The organism is Clostridium ljungdahlii, assembly GCF_001636845.1.
GTDB classification, from domain to species: domain Bacteria; phylum Bacillota; class Clostridia; order Clostridiales; family Clostridiaceae; genus Clostridium_B; species Clostridium_B ljungdahlii_A.
Genome location: NZ_LITT01000006.1, coordinates 41,233 through 61,044 on the forward strand (window position 1 = coordinate 41,233; position 19,812 = coordinate 61,044).

The following is a 19,812-nucleotide window of genomic DNA, read 5'->3' on the forward strand; positions in this document are numbered from 1 at the left end:
GAATAGTGTGATCGTATATGTTAAACTTAATTTAATATTAAGAAATATGGTTATGACAAAGAAAAAAGAGAGCCAGAGTTTTAAGACATTTAATTGGTGCCTTAAGGTTGGCTCTTTTTATTTTTTACTATTACATAAGGAGGAATATTCAGTGTTTGATGTTACTATTATAGGAGCTGGAGTTGTTGGAAGTGCCATAGCAAGAGAGTTATGCAGATATAAACTTAATATATGTGTGGTAGAAAAAGATTCTGATGTTGGGAATGGTACCAGCAAAGCAAATAGTGGTATAGTTCATGCAGGATTTGACGCAGAACCCAATACGTTAAAAAGCAAACTAAATGTGATTGGAAATAGTATGTTTGATAAGCTTTCTAAAGAATTAGACTTCACATTTAAAAAAGTTGGATCATTAGTGCTTTGCTTTAATAAATCTGAAGTGAAAAATCTGGAGAGATTAAAACAACAGGGAATTGTAAATGGAGTTCCTGATCTTGAAATAATAGATGGGGATAAAGTAAGAGAAGTAGAACCCAATATATCAAAGAAAGCAGTTGCTGCACTATATGCTCCAACAGGAGGAATAATTTGTCCATATGAAATGACCATAGCACTGGCTGAAAATGCAGCTGTAAATGGGGTAAAATTTAAGTTAAATACAAGAGTAATATCTTTAAAGAAGAGTAGGGGATTCTATATAATAGAAACCAATAGAGAAAGTATAGAAACGAAACTTATAATAAATGCAGCGGGATTGTTTTCAGATGAAATTAATAATATGATAAGTGCTGGAAAAATTAAAATAGTTCCAAGAAAAGGGGAATATTGTTTATTTGATAAGGCAGCAGAACATGCGGTTTCAATGACTGTATTTCAATTACCTACTAAGAATGGAAAAGGAGTTTTAGTTACCCCTACAATAGATGGAAATTTGCTTATAGGGCCTGATGCAGAAGATATAGAAGATAAAACAGACTTAACTACTACAAGTAGAGGGATAGATTTCGTGCTTTCCAAGGCAGCTTTAAGTGTAAATAAGTTGAAAATGACACAGATTATAACTTCTTTTTCTGGGCTTAGAGCACATAGTCTAGAAGGAGACTTTATAATTGGAGAAGCAGAGGATGCCGAGAATTTTATAAATGCGGCAGGTATTGAATCACCGGGTTTAACCAGTTCCCCTGCTATAGCAGAAATGGTTAGAGATATCGTAGTTAGTAAGTTAAAACCGGAAAAGAACGATAAGTTTAACCCTATGAGAAAAGGAATACCTAAATTTAGAGAAATGACAAATGAAGAGAGAAAACGTATGATTGCCAGTAACCCAAAGTATGGTAAAATTATATGTAGATGCGAAACTGTTACAGAAGGAGAAATATTAGATGCCATAAGGAGACCTCTTGGTGCAAGAACATTGGATGCTGTGAAAAGGAGAACTAGGTCAGGCATGGGAAGATGTCAGTCAGGATTTTGCTTACCGAGAGTAGTTGAAATTTTGGCAAGAGAATTGAAGATCTCACCACAAGAAGTAACTAAGTTTGGAAATCATTCAAATATATTAGTAGGAAAAGATAAACAGAATTCTTGGCATCAGATGGAGTTTTGACTCCACCTAATGCTTATTGACAGGATTCTTAGTGCTTCAGCACTTAGAAGGCGTTATCCTTTAGGGGAAATCGTTATCCAGGGACGTAGCTGCTCGCAACGTACACTTGGAGAAGTGTGAGTATTAGAGCAGGTAGTCATCGGATAAATTAGAATGATTTGGAGGTAAAATATGCAAGAATATGATGTAGTAATAATAGGAGGCGGACCTGCAGGGCTTGCAGCTGCTATATCAGTTAAAGAAGCAGGGATAGATAATATACTTATACTAGAGAGAGAAAATGAGCTGGGGGGAATATTAAATCAGTGTATTCATAATGGATTTGGTCTCCATACTTTTAAAGAAGAATTGACAGGACCTGAATATGCTCAGAGATTTATAGATAAGGTAGAAGACTTAAAGATACAATATAAGTTAAATACTATGGTGCTTGATTTAAATAAAGATAAGTACATAACGGCTGTGAATGAAGAAGAAGGTATAATTGAAATAAAGGCTAAATCTATAATTTTATCTATGGGATGTAGGGAAAGACCAAGAGGTGCCATAAATATACCAGGAAGCAGATGTGCTGGAATATATACAGCAGGAGCAGCTCAAAAATTTGTAAATGTAGAAGGATATATGCCGGGAAAAGAAGTTGTAATACTTGGTTCTGGTGATATAGGTCTCATAATGGCAAGAAGAATGACACTTGAGGGGGCAAAGGTAAAGGCAGTTGTGGAACTTTTACCTTATTCTAGTGGGCTTAAGAGAAATATAGTGCAGTGCCTTGATGATTTTGAAATTCCACTTAGGTTAAGCTATACCTTAATAGACATAAAGGGAAAGGAAAGAGTAGAAGGCGTGACTATTGCTGCAGTAGGTAAAGATAGAAAGCCTGTCAAGGGCACTGAAGAATATATACCTTGTGATACCTTACTTTTATCTGTTGGACTTTTGCCGGAAAATGAACTTTCGAGAAAAGCTGAAATAAATTTATCTGATGTAACAGGAGGACCTATAGTCGATGAAAGTTTGGAGACTAATGTAGATGGAATATTTGCCTGTGGAAACGTATTGCATGTTCATGATTTAGTTGATAATGTAACATTAGAAAGCATAAATGCAGGTAAGAATGCAGCTAGATATGTAAAAGGTGGAGAAAGATTTAGCGGACATAAAATAGAAGTTATAGCTGCTAGTGGTGTCAGGTATACAGTACCAAAGTATATAAATCCTAAAAATGTAGAAAAATCAGTAGATGTTAGATTTAGAGTAGGGGACGTATTTAAAGATAGTTTTGTATCAGTTTATTTTGATAAGATGAGAGAAATGTACATAAAAAAGAGGATACTTACTCCAGGAAAAATGGAAACAGTTAATATTAGTAAAGAGCTGCTGAATAAATATACGAATTGTAGGGAGATAACAATAAAGCTGGAAAGGGAGCAGTAGTATGAATACAAGAGAATTAACTTGTATAGGATGTCCTATGGGATGTCAACTTTTAGTTAAGCTTAATGAAGATAAAGTTGTAGAAGTTACTGGAAACACCTGTAAAAATGGGAAAGAGTATGGAGAAAAGGAATGTACTAATCCTACTAGGATAGTTACTTCTTCTGTATATGTGGAAGGTGGAGAAATATATGTACTTCCGGTTAAAACGGAAAGGGACATCCATAAAGGCAGAGTATTTGATTGTATAAAGCTGCTCAAGGGGAAAGTAGTTAAGGCACCTATTAACATAGGAGATATAATAGTAAAAAATGTAGTAAATTCAGGAATAAATATTATAGCTACGAAAAATGTAAAAAGAAGTAAGAGAAGCTAACCTCCTTACTTTTTTGCTACAGTAAGCAAACAGTAGTGTAACAGTAAATAAATATTATTTTAGAAGAATATGTTATAATAATATTAAGAATTTACTGGAGATAAACAGAGTTCTTGGTTTCAGGTGGAGTTTTTCTCCATCTGAAACTTATTAACAGGATTCTTAGTGCTTTAGCACTTAGAAGGCGTTATCCTTTAGGGGAAATCGTTATCCAGGGGTGTAGCAGCCGTTATGCACAGCATAAGAACTCTAAATCGCTGAAGCTCAAGAGTTCTAATATCCCACACTTTATAAGAAAAGCAGATATCCCAAATCTTTGATCTGGCGATAGTCGCTTTCGCTGTGTGCGATGTGGGTATTACGGATGGTAGCCATCGGATAAAGCTAGGAGGTATAATATGGATAAAACTACATTAGATGAATTGACAAATGAGCTTGGAAACTTTACACAGTTAAAACTTGAAAGCATACCAGATATAGATTTATACATGGATCAGGTAACTACTTTTATTGAAGAAAAGTTAGGATATTTAAAGAGAAATAAAGAAGATACTGCTATTACTAAAACTATGATAAACAATTATACTAAAGCAGGTATACTAATGCCGCCTAAAAAGAAAAAGTATTCTAAGCAGCATATGATACTTATTATATTGACATATTACTTAAAACAAATTTTATCCATAGGTGATATACAGAGTTTATTTTCTTCTCTAGCTGGCTCCATAAAAGAAGGAGAAGATCATACAAAAGATTTAGATAAGATATACCAAGATTTTTTGAAAATAGAAAAAATTCAAGTGGAGAGTTTTATAAAAGATTTTAAATCCAAAATTACTGAGAATGATACCTTTAATTGTAACGGGGAAGAATTAGAACAGGATCAAAATAAACTTATAACAGTTGTAGTTATGTTGATCGTAAGGGCGAATATAGAAAAGAAAATGGCGGAAAGTATAATAGATAATTTCTTTGGAAAATAAATTGTGTACATCAAGTGATTCTTAGGTTCAGATGGAGTTTGCTTATAAGGATGACTTTCTCCAGCTGAACCTTAGAAGAACTTATCCAGGCGCGTAGCAGTGCTTATCCCCCACTTTGATAGAAGATGGGGGTGTTAGCAAAGGTAGCGATCGGATAAACTTGCAGACTTGCAAATTTATGTACAAGTACAATAAGAGTTTAAAAAATTATTTAAATAGTTTATTAAAACAATCTTTGCAAATCATGACTGTACCTTTGTTTGCAGATATTAGTTCATTACTACTTACTGACTTTTGGCAAATTTCACATACGCGATGTTCATGCTCTTCATGGGAACTGTATGTTTTTTTAGTGTTTTTAAAACTTCTTTTCTTATTTGGAGGAGGTGAGTAGTTTATAGGCTCATCCATGGTAGTCTTTTTAAAAACATTGTAGTCCATGTCATAGGTACTCTCACCAAATAACTCCAGCTCAAATCTAGGATAATCCTGATCATAATGTTCTTCTATGATTAATCTTCTAATTTGGGCATCATTTATTATGAGTCCACTTTTCTCAATACCATCAAATATACTTTTAGTTATGTTGTTGGTGTCAGGATGTCTCTTTTTACTTTTATAGTATACTTTTAAAAGGGCTATAAGGGATTCTTCTATAACTAGTCCAGGATTTTGACTCCTGCATTCATAAGCGATTTCTTCTTCATAGAGGGCATATCTATCGTGATATTTCCCGGAGTTATAGGGCAATATGGCCCTTCCATTTACGTTAAACAGCTTAAAATTTGACTTGGATATAGGAGAACCTTTTACTACAATTTTTGCATAAGGTTTGATCATGTTTATTTCTCCAGTATATAAAATTTATATCGAATATGTCTATATTATACCATATGTATGAATTTTAAGTCCCGGGAAATAAGTTGGAAATATACTATACTATAAAAAAGATAAGTAGTATAATTCAATGGTAGCTAAACAAGTGGATTAGAGACAAATTTTAATAACTTTATATGAAATGTAGGAAGGTAAGAAATTATGGAAAGAGATATAAAAATACTTGCTATAGAGAGCAGTTGTGATGAAACTTCTGCAGCTGTGGTGATAAATGGAAGAGATGTTTTGTCTAATATAATATCTTCACAGATAGATATACATACGAAATTTGGAGGAGTAGTGCCAGAAGTAGCATCAAGGAAGCATATAGAGGTTGTAAGTCTTGTAGCACAGCAGGCTATTGAAAAGGCTGGTATTACATTTGATGATATAGATGCTGTAGGAGTTACCTATGGACCAGGACTTGTAGGGGCACTCCTTGTAGGACTTCAGTATGCAAAGGGTTTGGCTTATGCACTTAACAAGCCTTTAATAGGAGTAAATCACATAGAAGGACATATAAGTGCTAATTTTATACAATATAAAGATTTAAAACCGCCTTTTGTATGTATGGTTGTATCTGGAGGGCATACTTATTTGGTTTATATGAAGGACTATGGAAAATTTGAGGTTATGGGTCAAACTAGAGATGATGCAGCTGGAGAAGCCTATGATAAAGTTGCAAGAGCTATTGGACTTGGGTATCCAGGAGGACCTAAAATTGATAAGTTAGCGAAAGAAGGAAATCCAGATGCAATTAAATTTCCTAGGGCAAATTTTCATGATGGAAGTTCCCTTGATTTTTCCTTTAGTGGGTTAAAATCTGCTGTACTAAACTATTTGAATCAAAAAGAAATGAAAAATGAAAACATAAATAGAGCTGATGTAGCAGCATCTTTTCAAAAAGCTGTGGTGAGCTTTTTAGTAGATAACGCCATGAAGGCATGCAAGTTGAAAAATGTAAGTAAAATAGCTGTAGCAGGAGGAGTAGCTGCAAATAGTTGCCTTAGAGAAACTTTAAAAAATGCAGGTAATGAAAAGAATATAGAGGTTTTGTTTCCAGAGATTATATTATGCACGGACAATGGAGCTATGATAGGAAGTGCCGCATATTTTGAGTACATGAAAGGGACCAGAAGCCCTTTAAGTTTAAATGCAATTCCAAATTTGAAACTAGGAGAAAGATAGAGAAGTTATAGAGTTTCTAAATAAAAATTTGACATATACAGCAGAATATGCTGCCAAGTTTCACCACCATAAAAACTTTTAATAAGTCTAAAGCTCGGTATTTAGAAAATCTAAAGGACTTAGATAAACAGAATTCTTGGCATCAGGTGGAGTTTTAACTCCACCTGATGCTTAGAAATCGTTATCCAGGGACGTAGCTGCTCTTTACTCCAACTTCTTGGAGAAGTTGGAGTATTAGAGCAGGTAGTCATCGGATAAACTCGTACCTCAGGCAATATCTAAGCCCATAAGATTTTCTAAAATACCTCGCTAAGACTTGTGGAAAAGTTTTTAAAGGTGGTTTCAATTTTGGCAGCATATTTGCTTTGTATAAGTTCAAATTTCAATTAGAAACTCTATTACATTGAATAATTTACCACAATATATTGAGTAGCATAAATAATATATAGAATATACTATTTACAAAACCCGTTACACGATATATAATAGGTGGTATCGATATTGATTTTATGTATAAAGAAAAATTGCAAATAACATATTAATATATATATTGTCAAACTATAAACTATAGATAACAAATTCCATTGTAACGTATACATACAGTATTCATACACTATACAAGAAGGTTTCCAAAATAAAACCGTTATGCAAGGCAAAAAAAATAAAAATTCAATTGAAATAATTTTGATACTTATATATAATAGTAATGTGACTCAGATATTTAATAGTAAATATTAATAAATATTAATGAATATTAATATTTATACAAAACATATAATTTTTATAAAAGGGGATGGATTACTTGTTAAAGAGGTTTAAGAGGGTTCTTGTAGCGAATAGAGGAGAAATAGCCATAAGAATATTCAGAGCATGCAAAGAATTGGGGATAACTACTGTAGCAATATATTCAAATGAGGATAAGAGGTCTCTTTTCAGAACTAAAGCTGATGAATCCTATATGATAGGAAAAAATAAGGGACCTGTAGAAGCATATTTAGATATTGATGAAATAATAGATATAGCTCTCAAGAAAAATGTAGATGCAATACATCCGGGTTATGGATTTTTATCAGAAAATCCTGAATTGGCAAAAAAGTGTAAAGAAGCAGGTATTGAATTTATAGGGCCTACATCAGATATGATGGAGATGCTTGGTGATAAGATAAAATCTAAAATTGTTGCACAAAAGGCTGGGGTTCCAACAATACCAGGAGTTCAAGAAGCTATAAAGACAGAAGAAGAAGCTTTAAAATTTGCTAATTTCTGTGGATATCCTGTTATGATTAAAGCAGCTGACGGCGGCGGCGGCAGAGGAATGAGAATAGTAAGGGAAGAAAAAGATCTTATAGAATCCTATAACAGTGCTAAAAACGAATCCAGGAAAGCTTTTGGTTCAGAAAAAATATATATTGAAAAATATATTGAAAGTCCAAAACACATAGAGGTGCAGGTACTTGGAGATAAGTACGGCAATATTGTCCATCTGTATGAAAGAGATTGTTCAATACAGAGGAGACATCAAAAGGTGATAGAATTTACACCATCTTTAGCTCTCTCAGAAGAAAAAAGACAACAAATATGTGAAGATGCTTTAAAAATTGCAAGAACTGTAGGATATACAAGTGCAGGTACCTTGGAGTTTTTAGTTGATAAAAATGGAAATCACTATTTCATAGAGATGAATACTAGAATTCAGGTAGAACATACCGTAACTGAAATGGTTACAGGAATAGATATAGTTCAAGATCAAATACTTATTGCAGAAGGGCATTCACTTGACTCTAAGGAAATAGGAATAAAATCTCAAGATGATATAGAGTTAAAAGGATATGCAATACAATGCAGAATTACTACAGAAGATCCTTTAAATAATTTTGCACCAGATACAGGAAGAATAGATATGTATAGAACTGGTTCTGGATTTGGTATAAGACTTGATGGAGGAAATGGATTTACAGGTGCAGTAATAAGTCCTCATTATGATAGTTTGCTAGTAAAAACTGTATCTTGGTCAAGAACTTTTGAAGATGCAATAAGAAAAGCAATAAGGTCTATAAATGAGACTGTTATATCAGGAGTAAAGACAAATGCAGACTTTATAATAAAAGTATTAAGCCATGAAAAATTTATAAAAGGTGAATGTGATACTAATTTTATTGAAGATAATCCAGATTTATTTGATATAAAACCAAAACTAGATAAAGAGATGAGTGTACTTAAATTTATAGGAAATAAAGTAGTAAATGAGACTCGTGGAAAGAAGAAGAAATTTAATGTACCTATTGTACCAAAAGTAGAAGAAGATGTTAAATTAAGTGGAACAAAGCAAATACTTGACACCAAAGGAGCAGATGGATTAGCTGATTGGATAAAATCACAGGATAAGCTTCTTATTACAGATACTACTATGAGAGATGCTCATCAGTCACTTATGGCAACTAGGGTGAGAACTAGAGATTTGCTTAAGATAGCAAAAGCCCAATCAGTATTGGCAAACGATCTTTTTTCCATGGAAATGTGGGGAGGAGCAACTTTTGATGTAGCTTATAGATTTTTAAATGAATCTCCTTGGGAAAGACTTGAAAAACTTAGAGAAAAGGTTCCTAATATATTATTCCAGATGCTTTTAAGGGGAGCTAATGCAGTAGGATATAAAAACTATCCTGACAATGTTATTAGAGAATTTATAAAACAGTCTGCAGTTTCAGGTATTGATGTATTTAGAATATTTGATTCTTTAAACTGGCTTAAAGGAATGGAAGTTGCTATAGATCAGACATTAAAGGAAGGTAAAGTAGCTGAAGCATGCATGTGTTATACAGGAGACATACTAGATGACAGTAAAGATAAATATACACTGCAGTATTATGTAAATTTGGCTAAAGAAATAGAGAAGACTGGAGCACAGATTCTTGGAATAAAGGATATGTCTGCTTTGTTAAAGCCATATTCTGCTTATAAACTTGTGAAAGCACTTAAGAATGAAATTTCTATTCCAATACATCTTCATACTCACGACACTACAGGTAATGGTGTGGCAACAGTACTTATGGCTGCCGATGCAGGACTTGATATAGCTGATACTGCGTTCAATAGTATGTCTGGGCTTACTAGCCAGCCAGCTTTGAATTCAATAGTAGCAGCACTTAAAAATACAAATAGAGATACTAGATTAGATTCAGATAATCTTCAAAAAATATCTAACTACTGGGAAGATGTAAGACCTATATATAGTCAGTTTGAGTCAGGACTTAAGTCAAGTACTGCAGAAATATACAAGTATGAGATACCAGGAGGCCAATATTCAAACTTAAAACCTCAGGTTGAAAGTTTTGGGTTGGGAGATCGTTTTGAAGATGTAAAGGAAATGTATAAGAGAGTTAATAAAATGCTTGGAAATATAATTAAAGTAACTCCTTCTTCAAAAATGGTAGGAGACCTGGCTATATTTATGATACAAAATGATTTAGACGAAAAGAATATTTATGAAAAAGGTAAGAATCTAACTTTTCCAGATTCTACGATTTCTTTCTTCAAGGGAATGATGGGCCAGCCTATGGGAGGATTCCCAGAAGAACTTCAAAAAATAGTTCTAAAGGGAGAGGAACCTTTAAAGGGAAGACCAGGAGAATTTTTGCCACCAGAAGATTTTGGCAAGATAGAAGAACATTTAACTAAAAAATACAAGAGAAAATTTGAAAATAAAGAGCTTTTGAGTTATGCTATGTATCCTGATGTATTTGAAAATTACCTTAAATTCATAGATGAATATGGTGATCTCAGCAGAATGGAAAGTGAAACATTCTTCTATGGACTTGCAGAAGGAGAACTTTGTGAAGTTGAGATAGGAGAAGGAAAGAGTTTATTTGTACAATTGCTAGAGATTACAAAAGTTGACGACGAAGGATACAGATTCTTAGTGTTTGAGGTTAACGGTATTAAGAGAGACATAAGGATAAAAGATAATTTGGTTTTCTCGGGATCAGGAATAAAAGAAAACTCATGTGTTATGGCAGATGAAGATAATGAGAAGGAAATAGGATCAAGTATACCTGGAAACATTGTTAAAGTACTTGTAAAACCAGGAGACAAAGTAGAAGAAGGTCAGAGTTTAATTGTAATAGAAGCTATGAAAATGGAAACAAATGTTTCAGCTGCTGAAGCAGGAGTGATTGATGGGGTATTTGTAAAAGAAGGCCAGAGAGTTAAAACTGGAGAACTTTTAATTAGATTAAAGTAGGATAAATATTATTAAAGGTACTATTAGGGTTTCTAATAGTACCTTGTTTTTTAATACTCTAATAGCTTAACTTCACTAACTTAACCAGTTATGTTAGAATATATTAATAATGACAATTTAGCGGTGTAATTTATAGGAAAGAGGTAGGAAGATGAATAAAAATATTGGATTTATCGGATGTGGAAACATGGCTCAAGCTATAATTGGCGGAATAGTAAAGTCAGGATTAATTGACAGTAAAAATATAATGGCAAGTAATAGATCTTGTGAAAAACTTAAATCTGCTGAAGAGAAATATGGAATTTTAACAGCTAAAAGCAATGATGAAGTGGCTAGATTTTCAGATTTGCTTTTTTTGAGTGTAAAACCAAACGTATACAAAAAAATTATAGAAGAAATAAAAGACGAAATAAAAAAAGATGTAGTTATCGTCACTATAGCTGCAGGTGTAGACATTAAATCTGTAGAAGAATGGTTCGAAAAGAAATTGCCTATAATAAGAACTATGCCAAACACCTCTGCTCAAGTAGGGGAGAGTATGACTGCAGTATGTGTTAATGATGTAGTTAAAGAAGAAGATTTAAATTTTACACTGGATATTTTTAAAAGCTTAGGAAAAGCGGAAATAGTAGATGAAAAACTTATGGATGCAGTTGTAGGTGTAAGTGGATCTTCAGGTGCTTATGTATACATGTTTATAGAAGCATTGGCAGATGGTGCAGTTTTAAGTGGAATGACAAGAAAAATGGCCTATGAATTTGCAGCACAGTCAGTTTTAGGCGCAGCAAAAATGGTACTTGAGACAGGACAGCATCCGGGAATACTCAAAGATAATGTATGTTCTCCAGCAGGCACAACTATAGATGCAGTTTATTCACTTGAAAAGAATAACTTTAGAGGAACGGTTATTGAAGCTGTGAAAAAATGTACAGAAAAATCAATTGAAATGTCAAAGCGTATTTGATGTTATAGTAAGAAAGGTGCAGAGCATATGGAAGATATAGGATTAGTTTTAGAAGGCGGAGGTATGAGAGGATTATACACTGCTGGAGTATTAGACTTTTTTATGGAGAAGAATTTATATTTCCCTTATGTTATAGGAGTATCCATGGGGGCTTGTAATGCATGTTCCTATCTTTCAAGACAAAAGGGAAGAAACAAAAGGATAAACATAAACTATGTGAATGATTCCAGATATTTGAGCTGCAGAAACCTGATATTTAAAAGGGGACTTTTTGGAGTAGATTTTATATTTGATGAACTACCAAATAAACTAGAGGTATTTGATAAAAAATCTTTCTATAATGCAAATGAAAAATTTATAATAACAACTACAGACTGCGATAGAGGTGAACCTGTATATTTTGATAAAAATCAATGTTTAGATGAAGAAATATTTAATGTGATAAGAGCTTCCAGCAGCTTGCCTTTTATGGCTTCTATAGTAAAGTTTAGGGGGCTAAATTTATTAGATGGAGGAATTTCAGATCCCATACCTATAAAAAAATCTATAAAAGATGGGAATAATAAAAATGTAATTATTTTAACCAGAAATAAGGATTATGTAAAAAAGCCTTTTAGGATGAAATTCTTGGCTAACAAAATATACTATAATTATAAAGGGTTAGTGAATGCAATGATAGACAGACATAAAAAATACAACAATACTTTGAGCTATATAGAACAACTTGAAAGAGAAGGAAGGGTATTTGTGATAAGACCTAAAGAGCAGCTTAAAGTTAGGAGAATAGAAAAAGATAAAAATAAACTCACTGAACTATATAATCAAGGGTATAAAGAAGCTTCACAGTGTTATGATAAATTAGAGAAATGGATTGTGGGGTAAATAATAGGAAGGGAGAATTGGTATGGATTTAGGAAAAACATACAATGGCTTTAGATTACTAGAGAAGGAAAAATTAGATGAGATAAATTCTGAGGGAATGCTTTTTGAACATGAAAAAAGTGGTGCTAGATTATTTTTCCTAAAGAACGAAGATGACAACAAAGTATTCTCAATAAGCTTTAGGACGCCACCGGATGACAGCAGAGGTGTTCCACATATACTTGAACATTCTGTATTGTGTGGTTCAAGAAAATTTCCTGTAAAAGAACCTTTTGTAGAACTAGTGAAAGGATCTCTCAATACTTTTTTAAATGCGATGACATTTCCAGATAAAACGATGTATCCTGTGGCTAGTGTCAATGACAAGGATTTTGTAAATCTTATGGACGTATATTTAGATGCAGTTTTCTATCCTAATATATACAAATATCCAGAAATCATGATGCAGGAAGGGTGGCATTATGAGCTTGACAGCAAAGACCAAGACTTAACTTATAAAGGTGTAGTATACAATGAAATGAAAGGTGCTTTTTCATCTCCAGAGTCTATACTTCTTAGAAAAATGATGGAATCTCTCTATCCAGATACTCAATATGGAGTAGAATCTGGCGGAGACCCGGATGTGATACCGGAACTAACCCAACAGCAGTTTGTAGAATTTCATAATAAGTATTATCATCCATCAAATAGTTATATATATTTGTACGGTAACATGGACATTATGGAAAAACTGAAATTTTTAGATGAAGAGTATTTAAGCAACTTTACTAGAAAAAATGTAGATTCTACTATATTAAATCAGACTTCTTTTAGTAGTGAGAGACAGATGACAATTAAATATCCTATTTCAAGTAATGAAAGGGAAGAAGATAAAACATTTTTAAGTATGAATTATTCAGTTGGGAAAGCTGTGGACAGTGAGTTGTATCTGGCCTTTGACATACTGGAGCATTTACTTTTAGAAACTCCATCTTCACCTTTAAAAAAGGCACTAATCGATGCGAATATAGGAAAGGATGTATTTGGAGTATTTGAACCAAGTATGCTTCAACCTATGCTTGGAGTAGTATGTAAAAATTCTAATGAAAGTGAAAAAGATAAATTTAAGGAGGTAGTTGAAGCCACTTTAAAGGACATGGTTAACAAGGGTATCGATAAAAAGCTTGTAGAAGCTTCTTTGAATATAAAGGAATTCCAGCTTAGAGAAGCAGATTATAGGGGATATCCTAAGGGATTAATATATGGAATGAAGTCCATGGACAGTTGGTTGTATGGTGAAAAGCCATGGATTCACCTAAATTATGAAAAGGTATTGGATAAGATAAAATCTGAATTAGACAATAATTATTTTGAAAAACTTATAGATAAATATATTTTAAAAAACAACCATAGGTCTATGGTAATAGTTAAACCTGAAAAGGGTCTTGAAGAAAAGAAGGAAAAAGCACTAAAGGAAAAGCTAGGTAATTTTAAAAAAGAACTTTCAGACAGTGAATTAGAAAAGATAATACAAGATACTCAAAAATTGAAAAAGAGACAGGAAAGTGGGGATAGCAAGGAAGACTTGATGAAAATACCGCTTTTGTCCATATCAGATATAGATCCAAAGGCAAAGAGGTTGAAGCTTGAGGAAAAGGAAGAGGATAAAGTAAAAGTACTATTTTATCCAACGTTTACTAATGGAATTTATTATTTAAACCTTTATTTTGATAGTAATGCAGTAAAAGAAGAACTTATTCCATATGTATCACTTTTAAGTGCAGTACTTGGAAAAGTCAGCACTGAAAATTGTTATTATGAAGAGTTGGCCAAAGAAATAAATATATATACAGGTGGAATAGGTTATTCTGCTCAATCCTTTGGAGAAAATGGAAATAGCCACAAATTTTATCCTAAGTTTGTAGTACGATCAAAGGTTCTTGTGGATAATTTACCAAAATTAATTTCAATATTGAATGATATAATAAATCATACAAAATTTGAAGAAAAGAAGAGATTGAGAGAAATAATTCAGGAAACTAAATCTAGAATAGAGATGGCCATTTTTGAAAGAGGCCATGTAGTAGCTGCAAATCATGTTTCATCTTATTTTTCGCCTATAAGTAAATATGAAGATATGCTCAGTGGTTTAGAGTTTTATAAATTTATATCAGATTTAGAAAAGAATTTTGATAGTAAGTCAGAGGAAATAAGCAAAAAATTAGAGGAAGTTTCAAATAATATATTTAATAAAAATAACCTGACTGTAAATATAACTTGTGATGAAAAAGATTATGGTAATTTTAAAAGTGCTTCTAAGGATTTATTCCATGAATTAAAAGATAATGAGATATGTAAAGTAGAGTATAATTTTGATTTGAAGCCTAAAAATGAAGGACTTATGACTTCATCTAAAGTCCAATATGTAGCTAAGGCCTATAACTATATAGATCTTGGATATTCTTATAGTGGAAGCCTGCAGGTATTAAGATCCATAGCTAATTATGAATATTTATGGAATCAGGTAAGAGTTCAAGGAGGAGCTTATGGAAGCTTTGCATCTTTTCAGAGAAATGGAAATATGTTTTTTACATCCTATAGAGATCCGAACTTGAAACATACCGTTGAGGTATATGATAATGCAAGTAAGTTCTTTGCAAACTTTAAGGCAGACAGCAGACAGATGACTAAATATATAATAGGTACCATATCAGATTTGGATTTTCCACTGTCACCTTCTATGAAGGGAGAACGTGCTGCTGAAAACTATATAAGACACATAAGTTATGATGATCTACAAAAGGAAAGAGAAGAAATACTAAGTACTAAGCCTGAGGATATAGCAGGATTTGCAGAACTTATTTCCAGTGTAATGAATAAAAATAATGTATGTGTACTTGGAAATGAACAAAAAATAAAAGAAAATAAAGATATTTTTAATAATATGGTTAGTTTGTTTGAATAGTTAAATTCATTGTAGAGTTTCTAAATTAAAAATAAACTTATACTCCGAACATTTTGATAAGCCACAAGTACGATTAAATATTTTAATAAGTTTAAGCAGAAAGTTTACAAAAACCTAAGGACTTTTGCAAACTCGTACCTCAGACAATTCAAAAATCCTAAGTTTTTTTCGTAAATTTTCCACTGAGGCTTATATATAAAATATTTAAATGTACTTGTTTATTATAAAATATTTCTACGCATAAGTTTATTTTTTAGTTATAAAACTCTACATATTTATTCACACTGTGGATAACTTTTAACTTTAAAGCATTTTATTAAACTGCGCTATTTTCAGGTGTATTGTCATACTTTCCTGATTTCAAATCTATAACCCAGTGTCTGATACTTTCGTAAAGTATAACTATCAATATAGCCATAACGATTATAGATAATACTGTAAGTGTAGTTTTACCGTGTGGAATATAGTTGCCAGTTATATTTTCGATCGAAGCTGTTAAAGTTGCCACACTTATAAATGCCATAGGTATTACAGTGATAGGCATGTATTTCTTTTTGCCCATTCTTATAAGTACTGAAGTACCTATTGCAAAAGCTATAGCTGCTAAGCTTTGGTTTGCTACACCAAATAGAGGCCATATAGTGGATATATTACCTGTATATAATAGGTATCCCCAACATACAGACATAAGCAAACTGAAGAATATTATGTTAAACCAAGAATCTTTTTTTGCAAGAGGTTTGCAGAACTTACCGATTAAATCTTGAAGCAAGTATCTACCTATTCTAGTACCTGAGTCTATAGTCGTCAGTATAAATAATGCCTCAAACATTATACAGAAATGATACCAGTAAGACATCAACCCTTTTAAGCCAGGAATCTGATAAAATACGTAGGACATACCAACTGCAAGGGATACAGATCCGCCAGTTCTTCCTGCTAAATTTTCTCCTACTAGCTGCTGCAGCAAAGGAAGTTCTTTTGGAATCATGCCTAGTTTTGCAAATACAGCTGGTGTTGAATTTATAGCAAAGTAATCAGCAGTTGGAAGACAAGTTGCAGCAATTAATGCCATTAAAGCTATGAAGGATTCTAAAAGCATAGAACCAAAACCTATAGGAAGTATATCTTTTTCATTTGAAATAAGTTTAGGTGTAGTACCAGAACCTATTAATGAATGGAAACCTGATAGAGCTCCACAGGCAATGGTTATAAATACGAATGGAAATACTTTACCTGAAACTATAGGGCCGCCGCCATTTACAAATTTAGTGATAGCAGGCATCTGAAGTTCTGGCCTTACAAATATAATGCCTATTGCAAGCACTGCCATAACTCCAAGTTTCATATAAGTACTTAAATAATCTCTTGGCAGTAATAAAAGCCATACAGGAAGTACAGCTGCGCAAAAACCGTAAGCTGCCAGTATAAGTGACATTTGTTTTACATTGAAAGTAAGAAATGGTGCTAAAGCTGAATGCTGAACAGTTGGTCCTAAAATAACTCCAAGTAATATAAGTACCATACCAATAATTGTACCTTCAGCTATTTTACCCGGCCTTAAGAATTTAAGGTAAATACCTATAAAAATTGCTACTGGGATAGTAAAACCAACTGTAAACGTTCCCCATGGACTGTTGTTAAGAGAATTTACTATTGGAAGTCCAAGACCTGCCATTGTTATTATGAGTATGAATATAACTGAAATTGATGTAATATAACCCATTCTTTCGCCTAAATTTTTTCTCGCAATTTCGGCAATTGATTGTCCATCTTGTCTAACTGAAGCAAATAAGATAACTATGTCGTGAACGGCACCGCCTAGTACACCACCTATTAAAATCCAAAGTGTACCTGGAAGATATCCAAATTGTGCTGCTAAAACTGGTCCTATAAGTGGCCCGGCGCCTGCAATTGCAGCAAAATGATGGCCAAGAAGTATCCATTTGTTAGTTGGTACATAATCATGTCCATCTTCGAACTTTTTAGACGGAACTTCTCTTGTTTCATCTAATGCTAGAACTTTTGCTGCTACAAATGATCCGTATATTCTGTAGCCTGCGACTAATACAAGAGCGCCTATAATTACTAGTACAATAGAATTCATATAAAAACCTCCTTTTTATTTTTTTAATAATTATGAATAGTTCATTAATAATTAATTATATGAATTTTATTACATGTTTATAATAGTCTGAATTTATTGATTTTCATACCTAAATATTCTAAAGTGCAAAAAAACGGATGCGAATGGCCAAAAATAACATGCGAATGGTATTTATAATAAGTTGAATAGTATAATTGAATTTTATAGTGTGAAAAATTCATAAAAAAATTCACAGTGTGAATATATTTTCATACACACTGTGAATAAAACTTTTAAGGATAAACTTTATCCAACTACTTTTTCTTCTTGAGGTTTATCATAATCTCCGGATTTTAAATCTTTAATCCAGTGTCTTATGCTTTCATAAAGTATAATTATTACTATAGCTATGAGAATTATAGATAACACTGTAAGTGCAGTTTTATGATTTGGAATATAGTTTCCTGTTATATTTTCAACTGATGCAGTTAAAGTAGCTACACTTATAAATGCCATAGGTATTATTGTAATAGGTATATATTTTCTCTTGCCCATTCTTATAAGTACTGAAGTACCTATTGCAAAGGCTATAGCTGACAAACTTTGATTTGCCACACCAAATAGAGGCCATATTGTAGATATATTACCTGTATACAGTAAGTATCCCCAACAGAAAGACATAAGCAAACTGAAGAATATTATGTTAAACCAGGAGTCCTGTTTTGAAAGAGGTTTATAGAATTTCCCAAATAAATCTTGAAATAAATATCTTCCTATTCTAGTACCTGAGTCTATAGTAGTAAGTATAAATAATGCTTCAAACATTATGCAGAAATGATACCAGTATGACATCAATCCTTTAAGCCCAGGAATTTTATAGAATACGTAAGACATACCAACAGCTAATGATACTGAACCGCCAGTTCTTCCTACTAAGTTTTCTCCTACTAACTGCTGCAGCATAGGGAGTTCTTTTGGAACCATACCTAGTTTTGCAAATAGAGCTGGTGTTGAATTTATAGCAAAGTAATCAGCAGTTGGAAGGCAAGTTGCTGCAATTAATGCCATTAAAGCTATGAAAGATTCTATAATCATTGATCCATAACCAACAGCTAAAATATCCTTTTCATTGGCAATAAGCTTAGGGGTTGTACCAGTACTTATCAATGAATGGAAACCTGATAGAGCACCACAAGCTATAGTTATAAATATAAATGGAAATACTTTACCTGGAACTATAGGTCCTCCACCATTTACAAATTGAGTAAGAGCAGGCATTTGAAGTGTTGGTCTTACAAGTATAATACCTACTACAAGTGCGGCCATAACTCCAATTTTCATGTAAGTGCTTAGGTAACCTCTTGGAATAAGTAAGAGCCATACAGGAAGGACAGCTGCACAGAAACCGTATATAGAAAGTATAAGTGACATTTGTTTTACATTAAAAGTTAAATATGGAGCAAGTGCTGAACTTTGAATAGTTGGTCCTAAAATAACTCCTAATAATATAAGTGCCATACCAATTATGGTACCTTCACCTATTTTACCAGGTCTTATAAATTTAAGATAAATACCTATGAATATTGAGACCGGAATAGTAAAACCTACGGTAAAAGTTCCCCATGGACTACTGGCAAGAGAGTTTACTATTGGAAGTCCAAGACCTGCCATAGTAATTATTAGTATAAAAATAACAGAAATTGCTGTAATATAACCCATTCTTTCGCCTAAATTTTTTCTCGCAATTTCGGCTATGGATTGACCGTCTTGTCTAACTGAAGCAAACAATATAACCATATCGTGAACTCCTCCAGCTAGTACACCACCTATTAAAATCCAAAGTGTACCTGGAAGATATCCAAATTGTGCTGCTAAAACTGGTCCTATAAGTGGTCCAGCACCGGCAATGGCTGCAAAGTGCTGCCCTAAAAGCATCCATTTGTTTGTAGGCAAATAGTCATGGCCATCCTCAAATTTTTTAGCAGGAACTTCTCTTGTTTCGTCTAGAACTAGGACTTTTGCAGCTAAAAATGATCCATAAAGTCTGTAGCCTATAACTAATACTAAAGCTCCTATAATTACTAGTACTATAGAGTTCATATAAGTACCTCCTTGTAAAATTTTTGATAAATTAAAAATGCTTGATTAATAAATAACAATGGTAACGTTATTACATATCGATAATAGTCCGAATTTATTCGTTTTCATACTAATGCACTCTAAAATGGTA

Annotated in this window: 12 protein-coding genes; 9 read left to right on the top strand and 3 right to left on the bottom strand. The window is 32.9% G+C overall.

Going from position 1 to position 19,812, the window contains the following annotated elements:
• The first annotated feature begins 151 nt into the window (after positions 1-151).
• The 4 genes from WY13_RS03305 (at position 152) to WY13_RS03320 (ending at position 4,402) form a co-directional block, all read left to right on the top strand.
• Entirely contained in the window at positions 152-1,606 is a 1,455-nt protein-coding gene (locus WY13_RS03305; protein WP_063554289.1) for an NAD(P)/FAD-dependent oxidoreductase, read from the top strand.
• Positions 1,607-1,777: 171 nt separating this feature from the next.
• Entirely contained in the window at positions 1,778-3,043 is a 1,266-nt protein-coding gene (locus WY13_RS03310) for an NAD(P)/FAD-dependent oxidoreductase (RefSeq protein WP_063554290.1), read from the top strand.
• 1 nt (position 3,044) lies between these two features.
• On the top strand, positions 3,045-3,419 hold the full coding sequence (locus WY13_RS03315; RefSeq protein WP_063554291.1) for a DUF1667 domain-containing protein: 375 nt from the start codon (positions 3,045-3,047) through the stop codon (positions 3,417-3,419).
• Positions 3,420-3,817: 398 nt separating this feature from the next.
• Entirely contained in the window at positions 3,818-4,402 is a 585-nt protein-coding gene (locus tag WY13_RS03320) for a DUF1836 domain-containing protein (protein WP_063554292.1), read from the top strand.
• Between the two features lie 207 nt (positions 4,403-4,609).
• Here the strand turns inward: WY13_RS03320 and WY13_RS03325 are convergent, their stop codons facing one another.
• On the bottom strand, positions 4,610-5,239 hold the full coding sequence (locus tag WY13_RS03325) for a RusA family crossover junction endodeoxyribonuclease (protein WP_431602430.1): 630 nt from the start codon (positions 5,237-5,239) through the stop codon (positions 4,610-4,612).
• A gap of 201 nt (positions 5,240-5,440) precedes the next feature.
• On the opposite strand from WY13_RS03325, the gene tsaD reads away from it, so the two are divergent.
• The 5 genes from tsaD to WY13_RS03350 all read left to right on the top strand — a co-directional run bounded on the left by tsaD (position 5,441) and on the right by WY13_RS03350 (position 15,496).
• Positions 5,441-6,466, top strand: a complete 1,026-nt coding sequence (gene tsaD, locus WY13_RS03330) for a tRNA (adenosine(37)-N6)-threonylcarbamoyltransferase complex transferase subunit TsaD (RefSeq protein ID WP_063554294.1) — start codon at positions 5,441-5,443, stop codon at positions 6,464-6,466.
• A gap of 793 nt (positions 6,467-7,259) precedes the next feature.
• Entirely contained in the window at positions 7,260-10,706 is a 3,447-nt protein-coding gene (locus WY13_RS03335) for a pyruvate carboxylase (RefSeq protein WP_192844981.1), read from the top strand.
• Positions 10,707-10,857: 151 nt separating this feature from the next.
• Entirely contained in the window at positions 10,858-11,670 is an 813-nt protein-coding gene (gene proC, locus WY13_RS03340) for a pyrroline-5-carboxylate reductase (RefSeq protein WP_063554296.1), read from the top strand.
• 27 nt (positions 11,671-11,697) lie between these two features.
• On the top strand, positions 11,698-12,552 hold the full coding sequence (locus WY13_RS03345; protein ID WP_063554297.1) for a patatin-like phospholipase family protein: 855 nt from the start codon (positions 11,698-11,700) through the stop codon (positions 12,550-12,552).
• A 22-nt stretch (positions 12,553-12,574) separates the two neighbouring features.
• Complete coding sequence (locus tag WY13_RS03350) at positions 12,575-15,496, top strand: insulinase family protein (protein ID WP_063554298.1); 2,922 nt, start codon at positions 12,575-12,577, stop codon at positions 15,494-15,496.
• A 316-nt stretch (positions 15,497-15,812) separates the two neighbouring features.
• Here the strand turns inward: WY13_RS03350 and WY13_RS03355 are convergent, their stop codons facing one another.
• Together WY13_RS03355 and WY13_RS03360 are read right to left on the bottom strand one after the other, a co-directional pair.
• On the bottom strand, positions 15,813-17,603 hold the full coding sequence (locus WY13_RS03355) for a carbon starvation CstA family protein (protein WP_063554299.1): 1,791 nt from the start codon (positions 17,601-17,603) through the stop codon (positions 15,813-15,815).
• Between the two features lie 285 nt (positions 17,604-17,888).
• Positions 17,889-19,682 carry a carbon starvation CstA family protein gene (locus tag WY13_RS03360; protein ID WP_063554300.1) on the bottom strand — a complete coding sequence of 598 codons (1,794 nt, stop codon included), beginning with the start codon at positions 19,680-19,682 and terminating at the stop codon, positions 17,889-17,891.
• Between the last annotated feature and the right edge of the window lie 130 nt (positions 19,683-19,812).

What these genes read in the sequence shown, in the direction of transcription:
- WY13_RS03310 (WP_063554290.1), top strand. Translation starts at nt 1,778, where the DNA reads ATGCAAGAATATGATGTAGTAATAATAGGAGGCGGACCTGCAGGGCTT.
- WY13_RS03315 (WP_063554291.1), top strand. Translation starts at nt 3,045, where the DNA reads ATGAATACAAGAGAATTAACTTGTATAGGATGTCCTATGGGATGTCAA.
- WY13_RS03320 (WP_063554292.1), top strand. Translation starts at nt 3,818, where the DNA reads ATGGATAAAACTACATTAGATGAATTGACAAATGAGCTTGGAAACTTT.
- tsaD (WP_063554294.1), top strand. Translation starts at nt 5,441, where the DNA reads ATGGAAAGAGATATAAAAATACTTGCTATAGAGAGCAGTTGTGATGAA.
- WY13_RS03335 (WP_192844981.1), top strand. Translation starts at nt 7,260, where the DNA reads ATGGATTACTTGTTAAAGAGGTTTAAGAGGGTTCTTGTAGCGAATAGA.
- proC (WP_063554296.1), top strand. Translation starts at nt 10,858, where the DNA reads ATGAATAAAAATATTGGATTTATCGGATGTGGAAACATGGCTCAAGCT.
- WY13_RS03345 (WP_063554297.1), top strand. Translation starts at nt 11,698, where the DNA reads ATGGAAGATATAGGATTAGTTTTAGAAGGCGGAGGTATGAGAGGATTA.
- WY13_RS03350 (WP_063554298.1), top strand. Translation starts at nt 12,575, where the DNA reads ATGGATTTAGGAAAAACATACAATGGCTTTAGATTACTAGAGAAGGAA.
- WY13_RS03355 (WP_063554299.1), bottom strand. Translation starts at nt 17,603, where the DNA reads ATGAATTCTATTGTACTAGTAATTATAGGCGCTCTTGTATTAGTCGCA.
- WY13_RS03360 (WP_063554300.1), bottom strand. Translation starts at nt 19,682, where the DNA reads ATGAACTCTATAGTACTAGTAATTATAGGAGCTTTAGTATTAGTTATA.